Annotated in this window: 24 protein-coding genes; 12 read left to right on the plus strand and 12 right to left on the minus strand. The window is 58.2% G+C overall.

Annotation, left to right across the window (positions count from 1 at the left end):
- Positions 1–37: 37 nt before the first annotated feature.
- The gene (locus CRP02_RS27480) at positions 38–193 is read right to left on the minus strand and encodes a hypothetical protein (protein ID WP_013761835.1); all 156 of its coding nucleotides are present in this window, start codon (positions 191–193) and stop codon (positions 38–40) included.
- A gap of 136 nt (positions 194–329) precedes the next feature.
- On the opposite strand from CRP02_RS27480, the gene CRP02_RS07160 reads away from it, so the two are divergent.
- From CRP02_RS07160 to CRP02_RS07170, 3 genes are all read left to right on the plus strand, one after another.
- Entirely contained in the window at positions 330–1619 is a 1290-nt protein-coding gene (locus CRP02_RS07160; RefSeq protein WP_003511417.1) for an MFS transporter, read from the plus strand.
- The gene (locus CRP02_RS07165; protein ID WP_003511418.1) at positions 1616–1807 is read left to right on the plus strand and encodes a DUF1192 domain-containing protein; all 192 of its coding nucleotides are present in this window, start codon (positions 1616–1618) and stop codon (positions 1805–1807) included. The genes CRP02_RS07160 and CRP02_RS07165 overlap by 4 nt, the downstream gene beginning before the upstream one ends.
- A gap of 405 nt (positions 1808–2212) precedes the next feature.
- Entirely contained in the window at positions 2213–2728 is a 516-nt protein-coding gene (locus CRP02_RS07170; protein ID WP_003511419.1) for a DUF1465 family protein, read from the plus strand.
- A gap of 472 nt (positions 2729–3200) precedes the next feature.
- Here the strand turns inward: CRP02_RS07170 and rpmE are convergent, their stop codons facing one another.
- Positions 3201–3422, minus strand: coding sequence for a 50S ribosomal protein L31 (gene rpmE, locus CRP02_RS07175; RefSeq protein WP_003506183.1), 222 nt, complete (start codon positions 3420–3422; stop codon positions 3201–3203).
- 261 nt (positions 3423–3683) lie between these two features.
- Here rpmE and CRP02_RS07180 point away from each other — a divergent pair, with 261 nt between their 5' ends.
- Complete coding sequence (locus CRP02_RS07180) at positions 3684–5483, plus strand: ABC transporter transmembrane domain-containing protein (RefSeq protein ID WP_097170664.1); 1800 nt, start codon at positions 3684–3686, stop codon at positions 5481–5483.
- An 11-nt stretch (positions 5484–5494) separates the two neighbouring features.
- On the opposite strand, the gene CRP02_RS07185 is transcribed toward CRP02_RS07180, so the two are convergent.
- From CRP02_RS07185 to CRP02_RS07210, 6 genes are all read right to left on the minus strand, one after another.
- Positions 5495–7141, minus strand: a complete 1647-nt coding sequence (locus CRP02_RS07185; RefSeq protein ID WP_097170665.1) for an FAD-binding dehydrogenase — start codon at positions 7139–7141, stop codon at positions 5495–5497.
- An 89-nt stretch (positions 7142–7230) separates the two neighbouring features.
- Entirely contained in the window at positions 7231–8262 is a 1032-nt protein-coding gene (locus tag CRP02_RS07190; protein WP_097099910.1) for a peptidoglycan -binding protein, read from the minus strand.
- A gap of 2 nt (positions 8263–8264) precedes the next feature.
- A complete protein-coding gene (locus CRP02_RS07195) occupies positions 8265–9284 on the minus strand; it encodes a flagellar motor protein MotA (protein WP_097170666.1) in 1020 nt (339 codons plus the stop codon).
- 200 nt (positions 9285–9484) lie between these two features.
- Complete coding sequence (locus CRP02_RS07200; RefSeq protein ID WP_097170667.1) at positions 9485–10285, minus strand: inositol monophosphatase family protein; 801 nt, start codon at positions 10283–10285, stop codon at positions 9485–9487.
- 164 nt (positions 10286–10449) lie between these two features.
- Entirely contained in the window at positions 10450–11550 is a 1101-nt protein-coding gene (locus CRP02_RS07205; RefSeq protein ID WP_179783959.1) for a tetratricopeptide repeat protein, read from the minus strand.
- An 8-nt stretch (positions 11551–11558) separates the two neighbouring features.
- Positions 11559–12212: a thiamine phosphate synthase gene (locus CRP02_RS07210; protein WP_003511427.1), complete on the minus strand. Its 654-nt coding sequence runs from the start codon at positions 12210–12212 to the stop codon at positions 11559–11561.
- A 103-nt stretch (positions 12213–12315) separates the two neighbouring features.
- On the opposite strand from CRP02_RS07210, the gene CRP02_RS07215 reads away from it, so the two are divergent.
- Positions 12316–13080: a sulfite exporter TauE/SafE family protein gene (locus tag CRP02_RS07215; protein WP_003511429.1), complete on the plus strand. Its 765-nt coding sequence runs from the start codon at positions 12316–12318 to the stop codon at positions 13078–13080.
- A 99-nt stretch (positions 13081–13179) separates the two neighbouring features.
- On the opposite strand, the gene CRP02_RS07220 is transcribed toward CRP02_RS07215, so the two are convergent.
- Positions 13180–13356 (minus strand): YdcH family protein, encoded by a 177-nt coding sequence (locus CRP02_RS07220; protein WP_003511430.1) that lies wholly within the window; start codon positions 13354–13356, stop codon positions 13180–13182.
- Between the two features lie 236 nt (positions 13357–13592).
- Between CRP02_RS07220 and CRP02_RS07225 the strand changes: the two genes are divergently transcribed.
- From CRP02_RS07225 to CRP02_RS07245, 5 genes are all read left to right on the plus strand, one after another.
- The gene (locus CRP02_RS07225; protein ID WP_003511431.1) at positions 13593–13796 is read left to right on the plus strand and encodes a YdcH family protein; all 204 of its coding nucleotides are present in this window, start codon (positions 13593–13595) and stop codon (positions 13794–13796) included.
- Between the two features lie 154 nt (positions 13797–13950).
- Positions 13951–14418, plus strand: a complete 468-nt coding sequence (gene purE / locus CRP02_RS07230; RefSeq protein WP_034501985.1) for a 5-(carboxyamino)imidazole ribonucleotide mutase — start codon at positions 13951–13953, stop codon at positions 14416–14418.
- 14 nt (positions 14419–14432) lie between these two features.
- On the plus strand, positions 14433–15518 hold the full coding sequence (locus CRP02_RS07235; RefSeq protein WP_097170669.1) for a 5-(carboxyamino)imidazole ribonucleotide synthase: 1086 nt from the start codon (positions 14433–14435) through the stop codon (positions 15516–15518).
- Positions 15519–15657: 139 nt separating this feature from the next.
- Positions 15658–15783 carry a type B 50S ribosomal protein L36 gene (ykgO, locus tag CRP02_RS07240; RefSeq protein WP_003497670.1) on the plus strand — a complete coding sequence of 42 codons (126 nt, stop codon included), beginning with the start codon at positions 15658–15660 and terminating at the stop codon, positions 15781–15783.
- A gap of 100 nt (positions 15784–15883) precedes the next feature.
- On the plus strand, positions 15884–16504 hold the full coding sequence (locus CRP02_RS07245) for a tetratricopeptide repeat protein (RefSeq protein ID WP_097170670.1): 621 nt from the start codon (positions 15884–15886) through the stop codon (positions 16502–16504).
- Between the two features lie 69 nt (positions 16505–16573).
- On the opposite strand, the gene CRP02_RS07250 is transcribed toward CRP02_RS07245, so the two are convergent.
- The 3 genes from CRP02_RS07250 to CRP02_RS07260 all read right to left on the minus strand — a co-directional run bounded on the left by CRP02_RS07250 (position 16574) and on the right by CRP02_RS07260 (position 18092).
- On the minus strand, positions 16574–16831 hold the full coding sequence (locus CRP02_RS07250; protein ID WP_006314683.1) for a DUF2312 domain-containing protein: 258 nt from the start codon (positions 16829–16831) through the stop codon (positions 16574–16576).
- A 151-nt stretch (positions 16832–16982) separates the two neighbouring features.
- A complete protein-coding gene (locus CRP02_RS07255; RefSeq protein WP_097170671.1) occupies positions 16983–17288 on the minus strand; it encodes a DUF1244 domain-containing protein in 306 nt (101 codons plus the stop codon).
- Between the two features lie 15 nt (positions 17289–17303).
- Entirely contained in the window at positions 17304–18092 is a 789-nt protein-coding gene (locus tag CRP02_RS07260; protein ID WP_097099904.1) for an N-formylglutamate amidohydrolase, read from the minus strand.
- Between the two features lie 273 nt (positions 18093–18365).
- Between CRP02_RS07260 and CRP02_RS07265 the strand changes: the two genes are divergently transcribed.
- A complete protein-coding gene (locus CRP02_RS07265) occupies positions 18366–18770 on the plus strand; it encodes a DUF1036 domain-containing protein (protein ID WP_370647635.1) in 405 nt (134 codons plus the stop codon).
- Entirely contained in the window at positions 18770–20209 is a 1440-nt protein-coding gene (gene pyk, locus CRP02_RS07270) for a pyruvate kinase (RefSeq protein ID WP_003511440.1), read from the plus strand. Before CRP02_RS07265 ends, pyk begins: the two co-directional genes overlap by 1 nt.
- Positions 20210–20252 lie beyond the last annotated feature (43 nt).

The raw sequence follows: 20252 nt of genomic DNA on the forward strand, positions 1-20252 counted from the left end.
AGAAAAATTGAAGCCGCCCCTTTGGGCGGCTTTTTCTTTAAGGGCGCAAAAGCAACGTCGCCGACCAGATGACGAAGGCGGCAACCGCTATCTTCCAGCAATCGCCTCTTTTCTTGAGACCTGGCAGGCCCAAGGGGCGGATGATCTGCACAATCATCGCCAGCAGTAAAAAAAGGCCGATCGCCTTTGTCATTTATTGAGCCTTTTCTTTATTTCTGCATCGTCACAGGCTGGACATTTTTACCGTTCACCAGAAGAGTGCAACTCATTCGGGTAACCCCCGTCTTATGGCCTGCCGACCATACGTTCGAACGCATGAGAGTGTCTTCATGAGCAGAAATCTTCTACCCGTATTCGCTCTTTTATCCAGCACTCTGTTTCTTTTTCTCGGTAACGGCCTTCAGGGTCTCGTGCTACCCATGCGCGGTTCGGCGGAAGGCTATTCCAATGAAATTCTGGGCTTTCTCGGCACATCCTGGGCGGCAGGCTTCGTCATTGGCTGTTTTGTGGCGCCCGCCATCGTGCGCCGTGCGGGGCATGTGCGGGCATTTGCCTCCTTCGTGGCGCTTGTCTGCCTGACCGTGCTGATGACCGGCCTCGTTATCGATGATGTCTGGTGGATTACGCTCCGCGCGCTTACGGGCTTCTGCACCGCCGGCACTTCCATGATCATCGAGAGCTGGCTGAACGAGCGCGCGACCAATGAGAGCCGCGGCATGATCTTTTCGCTCTATATCGCCATAACGCTGCTTGGCGTCGTGGCAGGGCAGATGATCGTGCCGATGGGCGATATCAGCAATAGCTCGCTGTTCATGATCTGCGGCATCATCTATTGCATCGCCATTCTGCCGGCCACGCTTTCTAAGGCTGCCAGTCCCCAGCCCTTGCAAAAGGTGAAGCTGGACTTACCCGCCCTCTATCGGAATTCGCCGGTCTCCTTCGTCGGTATCCTGATGATCGGCATCGCCAATGGTGCTTACGGTACGCTTGGCGCCGTTTTCGGCGCGCGGGCGGGCCTTGATCCGACCATGATCGCCATCATGGTTTCCGTCACGATTTTCGTCGGCGCACTCGCCCAGTTTCCTGCAGGCCGCCTTTCGGACCGGATTGACCGCCGTTATGTGCTTGCCGGACTGGCGGGGCTTGGCGCGGTTGCGGGCCTGGCCGTGGCGGCCGTGCAGCCGCATGACGTCTATGTGCTCATTCCGATGATCGCCATTTACGGCGCCGCCGCGAACGCGCTTTATCCCATCGCCGTGGCGCATGCCAACGACTTTGCGGCATCGGAAGACTTCGTCAAGGTTTCCGGTGGACTGCTACTACTTTATGGCATCGGCACCATCATCGGCCCGACGCTCGGCGGTGCGGTCATGACCTATTCCGGCCCCTATGCACTGTTCCTGGTGACGGCCGTCGCCCATGTGCTGATAACGGCCTATGCCATCATCAGAAGCCGTCAGCGCGCCACCCTTTCGAACGCCGAAAAGGACAATTTTTCGACGATGATGCCGACAACGCCCTCACCGCTCGTGACACCGGAAAGCATTGCGCTTGACCCGCGCGCGCCGCAATATCCCGAGGACGATGGCGACCATGTTGAAAAAGGAGCAGGCATATGAGCCTCTTGGACGATGACCGTCCGCAAAAACCGGTAGCGCATGAGATCGGCAGCGATCTCAGCCTTCTTTCGGTGGACGAGCTGAGCAACCGCATCGACATTCTTCAAACCGAAATCACCCGGCTTGAAGAGGAGAGGAAAAGGAAGTCTGCCGGCCGGCTCGCGGCAGAGAACCTCTTCCGGTCCTGACCGGCGGCCTTCAGCAAAACCTCCGGCCAAGTCTTAACTCGATAAGCTGCTGCCGCAAAGGCAAACGAGATTAACGATTCTGATGCAGTCTTTCGTTTACCATTAACCAAAAATTAAGCTTTCTGAGAGATCACTATACATGTCCAGTTCTTCTGGGCCTCAGGCATCTTCTCCATACGGCGAATTGGTCTGATTTTTCTCCCTGTTTTACCTTGAGAGCCGCTTTCGCGGCTCTTTTTTTGCCGATCACCGGATTTCGTAAAACTGTGGGTATTAACCCTTCTTTAATAATTGCCTTGCGCATTTCAGGTAAAGATACCATCCTGAAAACACTAAAGGCCGGAACAAAATATTACCGGTCGTCGTTGCCTGACAGTGTGGTGCGTGAGCAGGGATTTAAAGAAAATGTCGGAACAGGTTTTAAATACCATTAGCTTTGCGGGTCGCGCGGCTGCTTCCAACCAGTTCAAGACCCTCTATACCGAAGGCATGACCTTGGTTGAGGAAACGGCGAGCTATCTTGATGGAGCCGGTCGTACGGCTTCAAAGGTTCTGCCGCGTATGGCGTCTGTCCTTTACGCGGCAGAATCGATGCGCCTCACCACCCGCCTGATGCAGATGGCGTCCTGGCTGCTTCTGCAGCGCGCCGTCAACAATGGCGAGATGACACGCGATCAGGTTCTCAGCGAAAAAAGCAAGGTGCGGCTCGACAGCTTCAACGTCGATCGCAACGCTCCAGGCTGGAACGACCTGCCTGAGTCCTTCCGTGACCTCATCGAGCGGTCGCTCCGCCTCCAGAACCGGGTTGCCCTTCTCGACCGCGAAATCTACCGCCCGTCTGAAGCCACCAAGGTACCGGACAACGAAAATAGCGTGCAGGCGCAGCTTAACCTTCTGCGCACGGCTTTCTCGATCAACTGAGAAAAGACGACCTTATCCGGACAATTTGAAAAGCAGGCTCATAGGCCTGCTTTTTTGTTTTTGGAAGGGAACAGAAATATCTAGGCATGAAATAATGAATTTCATTGTCACAATTCATATTTTAATACACACATACAGCACAACAATAGGAACAAAATGCGTATCCTTAAGTATATCATGGCTATGCCCGGTTGCGCTCTACTAATTGTCGCTTTTATTATTGGCAAAGAATTCTGGGATATAAACGAAAAGATTGACCGGTGCTTTGATGACTACTCTCCGGCATACATCCATGATGACGCCGCGAGAGCCGCTGCCTGTGATTGACCAAACCAGGAACCCGTAAAATTTAAGGCCTCTGGCCGCTATCAACGAAACTGTCGCAATCCCCCTAAGGCAAATCCAGTCGAAACAGGGCAACAAAAAAGCCCGGTAAAACCGGGCTTTTTTAAATGATCCGTCCACAAGTGGATTAGAGGCCGAGGCCGCCGAAACGCTTGTTGAACTTGGAAACGCGACCACCGCGGTCCATAAGCTGCTGGTTGCCGCCCGTCCATGCCGGATGGGACTTGGGGTCGATTTCAAGGTTCATGACTGCGCCTTCCGAACCCCAGGTCGAGCGGGTTTCGTATTCGGTGCCATCGGTCATGACGACCTTGATCGTGTGATAAGCGGGATGGATATCAGCCTTCATGACAATCTTCCTGGTTAAGTGACGTGCGGTCCATTTGCCGCAATTGCGTCAACTGAGCCATTTCAATAAATGAAGCCATAGTCCTGATGGGCTATGGCTTCCCAATTCGATGCGGAGCCTATACATGAAGGTCGCCCAGATAACAAGAGCCTGCTATCCCCTTGTGAAAGGAGATGGCCGCAGGGACCAGAATTTTACCGCGCGCCGGAAATTCACCCGCAAAAGGCCGAAAAACGGCACGGAACGAGGAGTATAGCGGACGTGGCAGACATTGAAGAGCAGAAAGCGGCTAAACAGAGAAACCTGAAGCCGCTGCTTGGCCTGTTTCCGTATCTCAGGCGTTATCGTGGCCTGATGGCGGCAGCCCTTTTTGCGCTTGTGCTTTCTTCCGCCACGACACTTGCGTTGCCGCTTGCCGTTCGCCGTATCATCGATCACGGTTTCCAGACGCCGGACGGTGGCATGATCAACAGCTATTTTGCCGTGCTTCTTGCCATTGCCGTCCTTCTCGCTCTCGCCAGCGCCATGCGCTATTATTATGTCATGACCATCGGCGAAAGGGTCGTTGCCGATCTGCGCCGGGATGTCTTTGCTCATCTCACCACGCTGTCGCAGCAGTTTTTCGATGCCAACCGCTCGGGCGAGCTGACCTCGCGGTTGACCGCCGATACCGTACAGATTCGCTCGGCCTTCGGTTCCTCAGCTTCCGTTGCGCTGCGTAACATCATCATGTGCTGCGGCGCGGTGGCGATGATGATCTATACCAGCCCCGGCCTTTCCGGCCTTGCGCTCCTGGCCATCCCGTTCATCGTTTTTCCCTTGATTGCTTTCGGGCGCTCGGTTCGTGCCCGCTCCCGCAATACGCAGGACACATTGGCCAATTCCGCCGCCTATGCCTCGGAAACGATCGGGGCGAGCCGCACCGTGCAGTCCTTTAACGCCGAGGCGCTTGCGAATGCCCGCTACGGCGCCTCCGTAGAAGCAGCCTATCAGGGCGCGCGCGCAGCGATAGGCGCCCGCTCCATCCTCACCGCCGTCGCCATCGCGCTCGTTTTCGGCAGTGTCGTCGGCATTCTCTGGTATGGCGCGCAAAGCGTTTTGTCCGGCGGCATGACGGCGGGTACGCTTGGCCAGTTCGTGCTTTATTCGGTCATCGCGGCAAGCGGCCTAGGCCAGCTCTCCGAAGTCTGGGGTGAACTGGCGCAGGCGGGCGGCGCGGCTGAACGGCTTTCCGAACTGCTGAACGAGCGCTCGCCCGTTGCCGAGCCGTCAGCACCCGTTTCGATGGTTCAACCGCCGCGCGGCGAAGCGGAATTCGAGAATGTCGGTTTCATTTATCCGCTCGCAACCGGAGGCCCGATCATCTCCGGGCTCTCCTTCAAGGTCAATGCCGGCGAAACCGTCGCCATCGTCGGCCCTTCCGGGGCGGGAAAAAGCACGGTCTTTTCGCTGCTGATGCGGTTCTACGATCCGCAAGAGGGCCGCATCACCATCGATGGCGTCGATATCCGCAATGTCAGCCTTGCCGATCTGCGCGCGCGACTGTCCATTGTTCCCCAGGATGTGGCGATATTCGCCTCTTCCATCCACGATAACATCGCATTCGGTCAGCCGACTGCGACACGCGAAGAAGTGCGCACGGCCGCCATCGCCGCGCAGGCAGACAGCTTCATCGCCCGGCTGAACGATGTTTATGACACGCAGGTGGGAGAACGCGGCGTAACGCTTTCCGGCGGTCAACGCCAGCGCATCGCCATTGCCCGCGCCATCCTGCGCAACGCCCCTATCCTGCTTCTTGACGAAGCGACCTCCGCACTGGATGCCGAAAGCGAAACGCTGGTGCAAAAGGCACTCGATGAGCTGATGAAAACCCGCACCACCATCGTCATTGCCCATCGCCTTGCCACCGTGTTGAAGGCCGACCGCATTCTGGTGATGGATGAGGGCCGTATCATTGAGGAAGGCACGCACCAGAGCCTTATCCGCCAGAACGGCCTTTATGCGAGACTTGCCCGGCTGCAATTCCAGACAGGGCCGGACGAACTGCGCGCTCAAGCGTGAGCCGTGTGGGCTTAAGCCAGCACGCTACGCCCCGCAACACGGCCCGAAAACAGGCAACCGCCGAGGAATGTGCCCTCCAGCGCGTTATATCCGTGCATCCCGCCGCCGCCGAAGCCTGCCACTTCTCCGGCAGCATAAAGACCCGGAACGGGGTTGCCGGCCGCGTCCAGCACCCTCGCCTCAAGGTCCGTATGCAAACCGCCAAGCGTCTTGCGCGTCAACACATGCAGGCGCACTGCAATCAGCGGCCCTTTTGTCGGGTCTAGCAACCGATGTGGTTTTGCAGTGCGCATCAACCTGTCACCAAGATAACGCCGCGCTCCGTGGATCGCCGTAACCTGCGCATCCTTGCTGAAACCGTTTTCGATCTCCCGGTCTCGTGCCTCTATTTGATAGCGAATGTGGTCTATATTCAGCCGATTGTCGCCGTTGATGGCATTCATCGCCGCCACGAGTTCTTCCAGCGTATCACGGACGGCGAAATCCTCGCCACGTTCCATGAAAGCCCGCACCGGCCCCGGTGGCTCCTTGCCCAACCGTTTGAGCAGTAGCCGCACATCCTTACCCGTCAGATCCGGATTTTGCTCCGAACCAGAAAGCGCAAATTCCTTCTTGATGATTGCCTTGGTTAGAATGAACCAGCTGTGACCGCTGCCGCGTTCGCCCAGAATCTTAAGCGTGCCGAGCGTATCGAAGCCCGGCATGGCGGGTGCTGCGAGCCGGTTTCCATCCGCATCGCACCAGAACGACGAGGGGCCGGGCAAAATACGAATGCCATGGTCCGGCCAGATCGGATCGTGATTTTTCACGCCCTCGGTATAATGCCACATACGGTCGCGATTGATGACCGCTCCGCCCGCTGCTTCCGTAATGGCGATCATACGGCCATCCACATGCGCAGGCACGCCACAGACCATGGTCGCGGGGGGCTTGCCCAACCGCTCCAGCGGCCAGTTGCGCCGCACCAGTTCCTGATTGCCGCCGATGCCACCGGAACTGACGATGACCGCCGAGGCCGAAAGGACAAAATCACCCTGCTCTTCCCGGCTGCTTGGTTGCCCGCGCAACACCGGATCCCTGGCAAGAACAACCCCGGAAATGCCGGTCACCCTGCCGTCGGTGATATCCAGATGATCGACGCGGTAGCGGAACCGAAAGGTGAACCGACCGCTTGCCGTCATGGCCTTTGCCTTTTCAACGAAAGGCGCCAGCACACCGGGGCCGGTGCCCCAGGTGACATGGAAACGCGGAACGGAATTGCCGTGGCCATGAGCAAGGGCACCGCCACGCTCGGCCCAGCCGACCACGGGAAACCAGCGCATGCCCAGCCGATGCAGCCATTGACGTTTCTCGCCTGCGGCGAAATTGAGATAAGCCTCCGCCCAGCGGCGCGGCCAATGATCTTCTAGACGATCAAAACCGGCAGAGCCGAACCAGTCCTGCCTCGCAAGATCGAGATTGTCGCGCACCCGCATTCGGCGCTGTTCGGGACTATCAACAAAAAACAGACCACCCAGCGACCAGAAGGCCTGCCCGCCAAGGTTCTGCTCCCCCTCCTGATCCACAAGGCAAACACTGAAACCGCGCTCAACAGCCCCTGTCGCTGCGACCAGACCGGCAAGCCCCGCGCCGACAACGATCACATCATATCGCTCCATCAGCTCCTCCCAGATGCGACAGAATTACGTTTACGCGAACGTAAATTTACTTGCAGCTCAAGGCAACCGCTATGATGCGGCTTAAGGTGTCAGCGTTCGGTGAGCTTCAGTTCGATACGGCGGTTCTGCTGGCGTGCTTCCGGCGTGTCGCCTTCGGCTATCGGCTGATATTCACCGAAACCGGCAGCGACTAGCCGGTTGGCCGGAACACCCTTGGAGATCAGGAACTTCACCACGGAGGTTGCGCGTGCCGAGGAAAGTTCCCAATTGTCACGGAAGCGGCCGGACCCGGAAAGCTGGACATTGTCCGTGTGGCCATCCACGCGCAGAACCCAGTTGATCTCGGTGGGGATTTCCTTGGCAAGATCGATCAGCGCGGCCGCCAGCTTCTCCATCTCCGCCTGCCCTTGCGGATTGAGGTCGTTGCCACCGGAGGGAAAGAGCACTTCGGACTGGAAGACAAACCGGTCGCCGACGATGCGAATGTTTTCGCGATCCGAGAGGATTTCACGCAGACGCCCGAAAAAATCAGAACGATAGCGGTTGAGTTCCTGAACCCGCTGCGCCAGCGCGACATTGAGACGGCGGCCGAGATCGGCGATCTTGACTTGGGATGAGGTGTCCTTGGCTTCCGACGCCTGCAGGGCGGCTTCCACCGATGCGATCTGCGCCCTGAGCGCCGCAATCTGCTGGTTGAGCAATTCGATCTGTGCGGAGGCGCGGGAATTGGCCTGTCTTTGGTCATCCAACTCGCCGGTCAGGCTGCCAATCCGGGCATTGGCGCTTGCATTGTTGCCCGATCCTGCATCGAGAAGCGACTGCAGGCGCGATCGCTCGCTTTCAGATGCGGCAAGCGTTGATTGCAGGCTCGCCAGCGCGTCCTCGATATCCTGCTTGTTGCCCTTTTCCATGGCCAGAAGTTCGGTCAATTCGGCAATCTGGCTGTTGAGGCGCGTCAACACCTCGTCTTTGCCACTAATTTCCCGCGACAGAACAAATTGCGCCAGCACGAAGACCGTCAGCAGGAACATGATGGCCATGAGCAGCGTCGACAGCGCATCGACGAAACCCGGCCAATAATCCACACTCCTGTCGCGGCGGCGGTTGCGCGCAAGCGCCATGGCTACTCGCTCCCGTTATCGTGCCGGGTGCGTCCGGAGGATTTTGTCTCGCCGTCGATACGTGTCGACAACCGGTCGAGCGTGCGGCGAAGCGATTTCGATTCCTCCTGCTGCGCCTCGATCCAGTCACGCAACATCTGCTGCTCGCTGCGCATGTTCTTGACGAGACCTTGAATGCCTTCAGCAAGGCTCGTCATGGCCGCAAGCGAGCGCTCAGTGCTGACCATTGCACCGGGTTCAGCGTTGAATTCCCTTGGCCCATCCGCCGTCGTATCCGTCACCGACGACAGCCAGTTTTCGAGCTGGGTGTAAAAACGGTTCTGGGCACGGCCGGCCTGAAGATCGAGGAAGCCGAGGATCAGCGAGCCTGAAAGGCCGAGAAGCGACGAGGAAAACGCCGTTCCCATGCCGGAAAGCGGCGCGGTGAGACCCGCCTTGAGCGAGCTTAGAATATCGTTGCTGGTGCCGGCGCTGGGATCGAGCGACTGGATGACATTGCTGATGGCGCCGATGGTGCCGATCAGACCCCAGAAGGTGCCGAGCAGGCCGAGAAACACCAGAAGGCCGACAAGATAACGTGAAGTATCGCGCGATTCATCAAGGCGTGTCGCGATGGAATCGAGAATCGTCCGCTGCGTAACTGCAGAAAGCCGGACTTCGCCACGCTTGCCGATCAACGTGCTCATGGGGGCCAGCAGTTTTGGGGCGCGGCCGACTTTCTCGGCGCTACCGGCAGCCCGGAATGCGTTGAACCAGCGGACTTCCGAACGCAGGCTCATGGTCTGCGTGAATACCAAAATAATGCCGATGACGAGAACGCCGAGAATGAAGCCGTTCAAGCCCGGATTCGTCATGAAGGCCGTGTGCGCCTGCCGGTAAAGAATGGCCGCCAGAAAGCCGACGAGGATCAGAAACAGAACCATCGTCCACAGAAACGGTGTGGGGCTGGACAGCTTGTGGCTGTATTGCCGTGTGGTCACCGGCTTCTCCACGCCGAGATCGAGCAACTCCGAATCCGCCATAACGTTCGCATTCCCTTCGGTCACGTATCAACCGGACGCTATTTGAAAATTGCGACGATTTGAAGCGAAAAGCCTGTCTTTCGTCACAGGCATTTCACGAAATGCGGCTTGACTGAAGACCGAAAAAACAAAAACGCCCGGCGATAGTTCGCCGGGCGCCTAAAACCTGGATTAAACGGCAGGTTTTCTGCCGAAATCGATCAACGACCCGGAATCGGGCGGTTGGCAACTTCCACAAGTGCCTTGTGGATATATTCGTTTCCGGCAGCAACACTGCCGCTGCCGAAGATATCCGCGCCGCCCTTGGCGTCGGAGGTGAACCCGCCAGCTTCGCGAATCAGCACCAGACCGGCCGCCACATCCCATGGCGAAAGCTCTGCTTCCCAGAAACCGTCCAGGCGACCTGCTGCAACATAGGCAAGGTCGAGTGCTGCAGCACCCATGCGGCGGATGCCGGCTGCTTCACCCATGACATGGCGAAGTTCGACGAGGAATTTGCCGTGATTACCGCGACCGAGATGCGGCACACCGCAGCCGATGACGCAATCCGTCAAGGCCTTGCGCGCGGCAACGCGGATACGACGATCGTTAAGGAACGCGCCGCCGCCACGCTCGGCGGTGTAGAGTTCGTCGGTCGCTGGATTGAAAATCACGCCGGCTACGACTTCACCGTTCCGCTCGAGCGCGATGGAAACGGCGAAATGCGGAATGCCGTGCAGGAAGTTGGTCGTGCCATCCAGCGGATCGACGATCCAGCGATGCGCACCATCACTGCCCTTTTCCTCACCGCCTTCCTCACCCAGAAAATCGTAGGTGGGGCGGGCTTTCATCAGCTCGTCGCGCACGATCTTTTCAGCCTTGAGGTCCGCCTGCGATACGAAATCGCTCGGTCCCTTGACCGAAACCTGAAGGTTCTGCACTTCACCGAAGTCACGCGACAAAGACTTACCCGCCTTGAGGGCGGCCTGAACCATGACATTGAGAAGGGCTGAACGTGCCATCGAATTTGTTTCCTGGAAAGCTTGCGAACCACCCGCAAGCTAGCCGGGCAGGAACGTCATTATTTTCTTGAATTGAAAGTTTGCGGTTCAAGACCACAAAACGCGCGGAAATTCAAGGCAAAAAGCCTGCACATGTACGCTGGCGCCGAACAACCGGCCGTGCATCACATCGGACGGAAACGATTTGCCGCCTCTATAGCCTTTTTCTGCTGCTCGTCGGTGATCCCGAGATAAAAATCCTCGAGAGACGGATCCTTCAGCCCGGCGCGGCGGGAAAGCACGTACCATTTGGCCGCTTCCACCGGATCGGGCCGTGTGCCGAGCGCCTGAATGTAAAGATGCGCCACCTTGTTCTGTGCCACGACATTGCCGCGCTGTGCAGCACCGTAAAGCCAGCGGAAGCCTTCATCCAGATTTCGCTCGCCGCCAAAACCGTTGACCAGCCAGATGCCGAGATCGACCTGCGCGGTATCGTAGCCGGCCTTTGCGGCCCGCGTCAGCCAATCGCGCGCCTTGGCCTTCTTTTCGGCCGGCACATCCTTGACCGAGTGGTAGATCTGCGACACCGCATATTGCGCGTCGGCAATGCCCTGCTCCGCGGACTTTTCATAATACGGCATGGCCATCAGCAATCCCTTTACGCCGGGATTTTCCGAAACCAGTATCTGCCCCCAGTTGAACTGCGCCGAAGCATTGCCGGCCTCCGCCGCACGGTGCATGTAATCGTCGGCCTTCGCCTTGTCGCGGGTAACGAACTTGCCCTCCATCAAAATGAGGGCGAATTTGAACATCGCGACGGGATCGCCACCCTGTGCCGCCTGCTGGTACCAGAAGGCCGCGGTCTTTTCGTCGCGGGCGATGCCGAGACCACGCGACATCATTTCCGCCACCAGCGTCTGGGCGGACGCATCGCCGTTCTGCGCACGGCTGAGCGCCTTGTCGAGCGCCTGGACATATTCGCCGCGCTGGAAATGCCCATAGGCCTCATCCACCCGGCCCTTAAACTCCTTTTCAGGCGGCAAGGCCGGCAGGTCCGCGCCCATGCGCTGATAGACGTTGACGCCCTGCGACGGTTGCAAGTCCTTCTGCTCTTCGGATTGCACCCTGCCCTGACGGGAAGGCTGCGCCTCATCCTCCAACTGGCGGGAAAGCGCGTTGCTTTCGCTTTGCGGTCCGGATTGGGCAAAAGCGACGCCCGCCGGCGCGCCGAAAGACAGCGCCAGCAGCGAAATAGAAAGGCAGACGTGAACCGAGCGCATCAACATCGCCTGTATCAACCGTCAAACCGTGGCGCTTTTTCGTCAAGCAACGCGTTGATTTCAGAAACGGCCTGAGCAGCACCTGAGGCATTGTCAAAAACGCCGCTGCGCATCGCCACGAATTCCACGCCGGCTTCGGCCACGGCAACCACCGAAGAGATATCGGTGCCGCCCATGACGATGGACGGAATCTCGATCATCGATGCCCACCATTCGCCGAGTGCCAGATTTTTGGGATGCGCTTCCGGCTTGATGTCACCTTCGAGCTTTCCAAAAAACACGTAGTCCGGATTGGACTCACCCATCTCCAGAGCCTTATGCCGATCATCGGCATTGCCGCCGCCAACGATCAGCTTCGGCGCGAAGTTTTCCACGGCTTCGGCAAGCGCCTCGGCATTGCCCGCCACATGCAGGCCATCCGCCTTCACCCGGCTCGCAACGCGGCTGTCGCCCGCGATAAGGGCAGCGGCACCAGCCTCCTGCACCATCGGCACGATCAATTCGGCGCGTTTCTGGAAAGTGGCGTCATCCAGATCATATTGCGGAATGATGACCGAAGCCACATCGCCGCCTCGCAGTGCTTCTTGCAATTCTGTCGCCTGCTTTTGCGCGTCGTCCAATTGCGGGACGATCAGAACAAGGCGGCAACGGTTATCAACTTTGGTCATCGGTCCGTCCATTTCAGGCAGAAGACACTTTCGGCGTTATCTGCACTCGTTTTGATATGATAAATCCGATAGACCGGACCGGCGAAAGGATCAACCTTCATCCATGCTGACCGATTTTCATTTTTTCCTCGTCGCCATCCCCGCAGTCGTGCTTGTCGGCCTTTCCAAGGGCGGGTTGGGCGGCGCGCTGGCACTGATGGGCGTGCCGCTGATGGCGCTTGCAATCCCGCCCGTGCAGGCGGCGGCAATCTTCCTGCCGATCCTGATCGTGATGGATCTCGTGGCGCTATGGGCCTGGCGGCACCACAACCACCGGCAAACGCTCCTCATCATGCTTCCGGGCGCGATCGCCGGCATTACTCTCGGCTGGGCGACCTCAAGCCTCATCTCGGCAGACGCCATGCGCCTCGTCGTCGCCTCGGTGACGATCCTGTTCGTACTGCGTTATTTCCAGGAGAGCTTCAAAAGCCGCAAGGGGCAGGAGATTCCGGCCAGACCGCAGCGTCCGGTGGCCGCAACGCTCTGGTCCAGCCTGTCCGGTTATGCGAGTTTCGTCGCCCATGCGGGTGGCCCACCCTTCCAGATCTATGTTCTGCCGCTGAAGCTCGATCCCAAGACCTATACCGGCATGAGCGTGCGTTTCTTCGCGATCATGAATGCAATCAAGCTCATTCCCTATTTCGCGCTGGGAGCGCTGGATGCAACCAACCTCAAGACATCGGCGAGCCTGTTGCCGGTGGCAATGCTGGCGACGCTTGCCGGCGCAAGGGTGGTGAAATATCTGAAACCATCAGTGTTCTACCCGCTGATGTATACCATGGCGCTGATCGCGGCGCTGAAACTGCTGTGGGACGGGCTGCCTTTCTAGACCCAGGCGGTCACTAAAAAGCCCTGGCAGCACGCACGTACCGCCAGGGCCGAAAAAGAATCCGTCAGTCCTTCATCGAAGGCTGCGGAATGGCATCAATCAATGCCTTGTGGAGGCGCGAAGCCTCTGTAGTTCATCCTTCAGGCGCAGTTTACGGCGTTTGAGATCGGCGATCTCTCTATCGTCAGAGGACGGGGAAGCAAGAATACTTTCGAGCTCCTCCTCCAGAGCACCGTGTTTCTTTTCGAGCGATGCAATATGAGCCTGAATGGTCATGCGGCACGTCCTTCCATTTTTAAGCCTACCTCCAGCTCTCCATCGCTGGAGTTTCAGGTTTGCGACGACAATGTGACATGGATCGTTGGTCTTGTCGAAGGCGAAATGAAGGCAATAAGTGGGCAATTTGGTCGCAAGGGATAACTTCCCGTTACCGCGATTTGATGATAGAGGCTCGAGAACCGATGACATACGCGCCGGAGGCTCTCCGGCTGGCATAAAATGGGGATGACAAGATGCCCGATCAGGACCAGGCGGACATCAGGCTTACGCTGGCGCGGCTGCGCCAGGAGCATGAGGATTATGACGCTGCGATCAACGCGATGATCCAGACCAACTGCGATGCGCTGAGAATACAACGCATGAAAAAGAAGAAGCTGGCCGTCAAGGACAAGATGACCCAGATCGAAGATCAGGTCATTCCCGATATCATTGCCTAGAGTGGCTTTCGTGCTTCCTGCCGGATGCACGAGAGACGCTCTAATCTATTGAATTTACGCATCGCGCCTTGCAGAAATCAAAATCGATTTTTGCGCCTATGCTGTAAGCCGGAGAAGCGAAGTGACAGCAGAGACACCCCCCGTCGCCATCATCATGGGCAGCCAGTCCGACTGGGAGACCATGAAGAATGCCGCCGATACGCTGGATGCGCTGGACGTGGAATACGAAGCCCGCATTATTTCCGCCCACCGCACGCCTGACCGCCTTTATGATTTTGCCAATGGCGCGAAAGACGAAGGCTTCAAGGTCATCATCGCGGGTGCCGGCGGCGCCGCCCATCTGCCGGGCATGACCGCCGCCATGACCCCGCTTCCGGTTTTCGGCGTCCCGGTACAGTCCAAGACGATGTCCGGGCAGGACAGCCTCTATTCCATCGTCCAGATGCCCGCTGGCATTCCCGTCGGAACGCTTGCCATCGGCAAGGCCGGCGCTATCAATGCCGCACTTCTGGCAGCTGCGGTTCTGGCGCTGGGTGACGAGGACCTGGCAGACCGGCTCGATGCATGGCGCGCGCGCCAGTCAGCGGCGGTTGCCGAATATCCCATGGACAGCGCCCAGTGACAGCCTCTGACGTGATGATGAACACGAACAATCTCACCATCGGCATCATCGGCGGCGGGCAGCTTGGCCGCATGCTGGCAATGGCCGCCGCACGCCTCAACCACCGCACCATCGTTCTCGAACCGCAAGCCGATTGTCCGGCGGCGCAGGTCTGCAACAGCCAGATCGTCGCGGAATACGATGACGAGACGGCGCTTGCGGAACTCGCTCGCCTTTGTGATGTCGTGACCTACGAATTCGAGAACGTACCCGTCACCGCAGCCGAGACGCTGAGCGCTTCCGTTCCCGTCTATCCCCCACCGCAGGCTCTCAGCGCCTCGCAGGATCGGCTGACGGAGAAACGCTTCCTCAACGGTTGCGGCATTCCGACCGCCGATTTCCGCGCCGTGGATAATCAGGAAGAACTGGAAGCGGCATTGGCCGCTTTTGGTGGCAAGGGTGTGCTGAAAACCCGCCGCATGGGCTATGACGGCAAGGGCCAGAGGCTTTTCAAGGGTGGTGAGGACATCGCAGGCGCCTTCGCAGCACTCGGTGGCGTGCCGCTCATCCTCGAAAGCTTTGTCGCTTTCGAGCGGGAAATCTCGATCATTGCCGCCCGTTTCAGGGATGGCACCGTTACCTGCTATGATCCGGCCGAAAACATTCATCTGAACGGCATTCTGCACACATCCACCGTGCCGGCAGCACTCTCCGATGCGGCGAAGGCGGTTGCCGTGCAATCGGCGGAAAAGCTTTTGGCCGCGCTCGACTATGTCGGCGTGATCGGCATCGAGTTTTTCGTCCTGACCGATGGTTCGCTCGTTGCCAATGAAATGGCGCCGCGCGTGCACAATACCGGCCACTGGACGGAAGCGGCCTGCGTGGTCTCGCAATTCGAACAGCATATACGAGCCGTCTCCGGTCTTGCCCCCGGCAGCACGGCCCGCCATTCGGATTGTGTCATGACCAATCTCATCGGCGATGACATCAACGATGTGCCAGCATGGCTTTCGAAAAAAGACTGTCTCGTGCATCTTTACGGCAAGACGCAAGCACGGCCCGGCCGCAAGATGGGCCATGTGACCGAGCTTTTGCGCACAGGAAAAGCCTCAGTCTTTTAAGGCAAAGACGCGTGGAAGTGTTGACAGGCAGGGGTCAAACGGGTATTTGCCTGCCAACCGAAAAGAGCGCGCCCCGTTGCGCGCTTTTGATTGTTTGAATAAGCACGGTAAAAGCCGTGCAAAACTGCGGACCAGTAAAATGAAAATCAAGAATTCGCTTAAAGCGCTTAAGGCCCGTCATCGCGATAACCGCCTGGTTCGCCGCAAGGGCCGCGTCTACATCATCAACAAGCAGAACCCGCGCTTCAAGGCTCGTCAGGGCTGATTGAGTGCCGCTGCGGTTCGCGATCACATCGCGGATCACTTTGTTGACAGTGCAGAACTTTGCATTTGATATTGGGCGCAGTCGGGTTAAGCTTTAACCCATGCGCCCAAATCGTTTTTGCACGGCTATCATCGTCGCTCAGGGTTTCCTGCTTTCGGGCCTCCTGCTTTCAGGAATGGCGTCCCTTGCTCATGCGGCAGATGGTCAGCCTCCCGCAGCCCTGGAGGCTGCGCCTTCACCTGCCAAGACGGTCGACAGTCTTTTCGCGTCGCTGAAAAAAGAGCGGAATGCGGTCAAGGCGCGCAGCATTGCCAACCAGATCGCTTCCGAATGGACCGATTCCGGCAGCGCGACAATCAATCTCCTGATGCAATGGGCTGGCGAAGCCGCAGACGAGAAGCGCAACGCCGCTGCTTACGATTTTCTCGACCAGGCTATTTTACTCGATCCGGATTACGTGCAGGCGCCCTATCGCCGCGCCATGGTGCATTTTGCCGATGGCGACACCCGAAAGGCGATGGCGGATATCAATCTGACGCTGGAGAAGGAGCCGCGCTATTTTCCGGCACTGGCAAGCCTTGCAAACATCCTCGAAGCCTCAGGCCGTGACGATCTGGCGCTGAAAGCCTGGGAACGCTATCTCGCGCTCTATCCCGCGGACAAGGACGCCCGCAAAGAGGCCGCTGACCTTTCTGAAAAGCTGGCTGGCACTCGCAGCTGAATATCGCAGACGATCCAAACAAAAATCGCCGCAAAAGCGGCGATTTTTCATTGTAGGACCGTCAACCGATCATTCCATGCCAAGCGCAGCCATATAGGTCTGAAGAATGGTTTCTTCCTCGATACGCTCGTTGGCGTCCTTCTTGCGCAGGCGGATGATGGTGCGGATCGCCTTGGTATCGTAGCCACGACCCTTCGCCTCGCCCATGACATCCTTGATGTCTCCCTGAATGGCAGCCTTTTCCTCTTCGAGACGCTCGACGCGCTCGATGAATTGACGCAGTTCGGCGGCGGCGACGGTTTCGGTGGTGCTCGTTTCGTCCATCATATCATCCTTCATTGGTAGCAGCTCGAGTGAGCCTTGTTCATTAAATCCAGGCGAAGCCTTCGCCGGTCGCCGCCAGCCGGGCAGCAAAAATTCCGGCCTGTGACCTGCCCACTGACGGGCCTCACGTCAAGTCGTTTCCGTCGATCAGGGGTTATTCCGTTGGCTTGTTCTGCTCAAAGGCAGCTTTCTGGACGTCGCTCGCCTCCGCCTGATATTTTTCCTTCCAGTCCTCATAGGGCATTCCGTAGACGATTTCCCGGGATTGCTCCTTGGTGAGTGCAACGCCGGCCTCGTTAGCGGCCTCCCCATACCAGTTGGAAAGGCAATTGCGGCAAAAGCCCGCGAGATTCATCAGGTCGATGTTCTGCACATCGTGACGCTCGCGAAGATGCTCAACGAGACGGCGGAATGCGGCGGCCTCGAATTCAATCTGCTGTTTGTCATTCGGTGTCGTCATGGGGCAGCTCCAGACTCAGTAGGGGCCGGTGCGAGAGGTGAACAGCTCATATTCATGCAAAATGGGATCGTCGTTCATTGCGGCGAAAATGGGAGCGAGCCGGTCCGACCATTCGGCAATCCCTCCCTCATCCGCGATCAAATCCTGCCGAACTTCGAGAAGCGCATGCGGTATGCCCTTCATCATGCAATGGCGATACATGGTATCGCCCTTCAGCGCCCCGTCATAGGGTTCGTTGTCACCAACGAGAATGTCGCCGGTCGCGCGCAGATGCGCCAGAAGCGGATCGACGGCACGATTATCCGTGTCCCAGAGAACCGCGGCATGCCAGGGCCGCGGTGTTTCTTTCCAGAACGGCGTGTACGAATGCAGCGACAGAACAAGCGGCGCTTCCCCCGACGACTGCGCTACACCGGTAAGCACGCGATCGACGGCATTGTGATAGGGACGATGAAAAATCTCGATCCGTCTTTGCCATTCCTCATCCGAAATCGGGTGGTTGCCGGGGATGATCGCCCCGTCCGAAATCTTCATGATAAGGGTCGGATCGTCTTCGCCGCGATTGGGGTCGATCAGAAGGCGCGAAAATCGCCCAAGCACGGCCGGCACACCGAGGCGGGCCGCAAGAGAGCGCGTCAGCCCTTCAATACCAATATCAAATGCGATGTGACGATGAAAAGCGGTTTGCGGAAGGCCAAGTTTGCCGTAGTGTGCCGGCAGGAGGTTCATGGCATGGTCCGCCAGAAGAACCATGCCTTTGTCATAATCGCCTTCTATGATTTCATAGGGTATGAAGTCGTTCATCGATAATTTTCTGGGGCAGGATTGAGGAGAAAAGCTTGATGGCATGGCTTGAGGCCGGGCGCAAGTTTCGGCGACAGAACAGCCATCTACCTTATCGCACTCACGATCCCACGAACAATATAATCGATTAAACTCGCGTTGACTTTCTTTGGCGGCCACGCCAAGAAGTGTGTTCATTATAACCATGGAATCCGGATGGAAGCCGTGACTCAGTCATCTCTCGCTCTTCCTCGCCACTTTCGGCATCTTGCCCGTCTTTTCTCCGCAGCGGCATTGTTTCTGACCCCGTTTGTCTTCGTGGAGGCCGCGCATGCGGATTTCCGCGTCTGCAACAGCACGCAAAACCTCGTGGGGGTCGCAATCGGCTACCGGGCGCAGGACGGCTGGGTCAGTGAAGGTTGGTGGCAGGTCCCCTCCTCCACCTGCGCAACGCTGATAGAGGGTGAGTTGCAGTCGCGTTATTATTATCTTTATGCCGAGGACGCCGCTCACGGCGGCCGCTGGACCGGTGACGTCAACATGTGCGTGGCGGAAAACGAGTTCAAAATCGCCGGCGTAGACGATTGTTATGCCCGCAGCTTCCAGAGAATGGGTTTCAAGGAATATGACACGGGCAGACAGGGCAGCTGGATGGTCCAGCTTTCCGATACGCCAGGCACACAGGGAAATCAAAACTGATGAAGCGTAACCGCAAAGTCAAAATTCTTGCAACTCTCGGCCCCGCCTCTTCCGACGAGGCAATGATCGAAAAGCTGCATCTGGCCGGCGCCGATCTCTTCCGCATCAACATGAGCCATGCGAGCCACGACGTGATGCGGACGCTGATTGAGCGTATTCGCTCCGTTGAAAGCCGTAACGGCCGTCCGATCGGCATTCTGGCCGACCTGCAGGGTCCCAAGCTGCGCGTCGGTAAATTTGCCGAAACCAAGGTTGATCTCGTTCCCGGCCAGACCTTCACGCTGGACAACAACGATACGCCCGGCGACAACACCCGCGTTTTCCTGCCGCATCCTGAAATTCTCGAAGCGGTCAAGCCTGGCCACCGCCTGCTGATCGATGACGGCAAGCTGCATCTGCGCGCTGAGAAGAGCGACGGCAAGAGCATCGTCACCACTGTTGTTTCCGGCACCCGGATTTCCGACCGCAAGGGCATCAGCCTGCCCGACACCCTGCTTGGCGTCGGCGTTCTGACCGACAAGGACCGAGTCGACCTCGACGCCGTTCTCGCAACCAACGAAGTGGACTGGGTTGCCCTTTCCTTCGTTCAGCGCCCGGAAGACCTGGCCGAAGTGCGCAAGATTTCGCGCGGTCGCGTTGGCCTGATGTCCAAGATCGAGAAGCCGCAGGCTATTGAGCGCATCGAAGAGATCATCGAGCTTTCCGACGCATTGATGGTCGCACGCGGCGATCTCGGCGTGGAAATGCCGCTGGAAGCCGTTCCGGGCATCCAGAAACAGCTGACCCGCGCCTGCCGTCGTGCCGGCAAGCCGGTTGTCGTTGCCACACAGATGCTGGAATCGATGATCACAGCTCCGGTTCCGACCCGCGCCGAAGTCTCAGACGTTGCGACTGCCGTATTCGAAGGCGCCGACGCCATCATGCTCTCGGCCGAGTCCGCTTCCGGCGATTATCCGATCGAAGCCGTATCGACCATGGCATCCATCGCCAGCACGGTGGAACAGGACCCTTATTATTCCAACATCATCTACGCGCAGCGCCCACAGCCGGAAGCGACGGGTGCAGACGCCATTTCGCTTGCTGCCCGCCAGATTGCCGAAACGCTGAAGCTCGCCGCGATCGTCACCTACACCTCGTCCGGCACAACGGGCCTTCGCGCCGCGCGCGAGCGGCCGCAGGTTCCGATCATTGCGCTTTCGCCGATCATCCAGACCGCACGCCGCCTGTCGGTCGTCTGGGGCCTGCATTGCGTGGTTACCGGTGACGCCAGCGATCTGGACGATATGGTGAACCGCGCTTGTCGCATCGTCGTGTCCGAAGGTTTCGGCAAGCCGGGCGACCGCATCATCATCTCCGCCGGCGTGCCGCTCGGCACCCCCGGCGCGACCAACATGGTGCGCATCGCCTATATCGGTTCGGACGGCCAGAGTGGCGTCTGATATCCCGATATCAAGCATAATAAAAAACCCGCCGTCACCGGCG

Origin of the sequence: Rhizobium sp. AN5 (assembly GCF_900215255.1) — a bacterium.
GTDB lineage: Bacteria > Pseudomonadota > Alphaproteobacteria > Rhizobiales > Rhizobiaceae > Agrobacterium > Agrobacterium tumefaciens.

Bases quoted from the DNA above. Each gene is read 5' to 3' on its own strand.
- CRP02_RS27480 (WP_013761835.1), bottom strand. From the start codon at position 193: ATGACAAAGGCGATCGGCCTTTTTTTACTGCTGGCGATGATTGTGCAG.
- CRP02_RS07160 (WP_003511417.1), top strand. From the start codon at position 330: ATGAGCAGAAATCTTCTACCCGTATTCGCTCTTTTATCCAGCACTCTG.
- CRP02_RS07165 (WP_003511418.1), top strand. From the start codon at position 1,616: ATGAGCCTCTTGGACGATGACCGTCCGCAAAAACCGGTAGCGCATGAG.
- CRP02_RS07170 (WP_003511419.1), top strand. From the start codon at position 2,213: ATGTCGGAACAGGTTTTAAATACCATTAGCTTTGCGGGTCGCGCGGCT.
- rpmE (WP_003506183.1), bottom strand. From the start codon at position 3,422: ATGAAGGCTGATATCCATCCCGCTTATCACACGATCAAGGTCGTCATG.
- CRP02_RS07185 (WP_097170665.1), bottom strand. From the start codon at position 7,141: ATGGAGCGATATGATGTGATCGTTGTCGGCGCGGGGCTTGCCGGTCTG.
- CRP02_RS07190 (WP_097099910.1), bottom strand. From the start codon at position 8,262: ATGGCGCTTGCGCGCAACCGCCGCCGCGACAGGAGTGTGGATTATTGG.
- CRP02_RS07195 (WP_097170666.1), bottom strand. From the start codon at position 9,284: ATGGCGGATTCGGAGTTGCTCGATCTCGGCGTGGAGAAGCCGGTGACC.
- CRP02_RS07200 (WP_097170667.1), bottom strand. From the start codon at position 10,285: ATGGCACGTTCAGCCCTTCTCAATGTCATGGTTCAGGCCGCCCTCAAG.
- CRP02_RS07205 (WP_179783959.1), bottom strand. From the start codon at position 11,550: ATGTTGATGCGCTCGGTTCACGTCTGCCTTTCTATTTCGCTGCTGGCG.
- CRP02_RS07210 (WP_003511427.1), bottom strand. From the start codon at position 12,212: ATGACCAAAGTTGATAACCGTTGCCGCCTTGTTCTGATCGTCCCGCAA.
- CRP02_RS07215 (WP_003511429.1), top strand. From the start codon at position 12,316: ATGCTGACCGATTTTCATTTTTTCCTCGTCGCCATCCCCGCAGTCGTG.
- CRP02_RS07220 (WP_003511430.1), bottom strand. From the start codon at position 13,356: ATGACCATTCAGGCTCATATTGCATCGCTCGAAAAGAAACACGGTGCT.
- CRP02_RS07225 (WP_003511431.1), top strand. From the start codon at position 13,593: ATGCCCGATCAGGACCAGGCGGACATCAGGCTTACGCTGGCGCGGCTG.
- purE (WP_034501985.1), top strand. From the start codon at position 13,951: ATGGGCAGCCAGTCCGACTGGGAGACCATGAAGAATGCCGCCGATACG.
- CRP02_RS07235 (WP_097170669.1), top strand. From the start codon at position 14,433: ATGATGAACACGAACAATCTCACCATCGGCATCATCGGCGGCGGGCAG.
- ykgO (WP_003497670.1), top strand. From the start codon at position 15,658: ATGAAAATCAAGAATTCGCTTAAAGCGCTTAAGGCCCGTCATCGCGAT.
- CRP02_RS07245 (WP_097170670.1), top strand. From the start codon at position 15,884: ATGCGCCCAAATCGTTTTTGCACGGCTATCATCGTCGCTCAGGGTTTC.
- CRP02_RS07250 (WP_006314683.1), bottom strand. From the start codon at position 16,831: ATGATGGACGAAACGAGCACCACCGAAACCGTCGCCGCCGCCGAACTG.
- CRP02_RS07255 (WP_097170671.1), bottom strand. From the start codon at position 17,288: ATGACGACACCGAATGACAAACAGCAGATTGAATTCGAGGCCGCCGCA.
- CRP02_RS07260 (WP_097099904.1), bottom strand. From the start codon at position 18,092: ATGAACGACTTCATACCCTATGAAATCATAGAAGGCGATTATGACAAA.
- pyk (WP_003511440.1), top strand. From the start codon at position 18,770: ATGAAGCGTAACCGCAAAGTCAAAATTCTTGCAACTCTCGGCCCCGCC.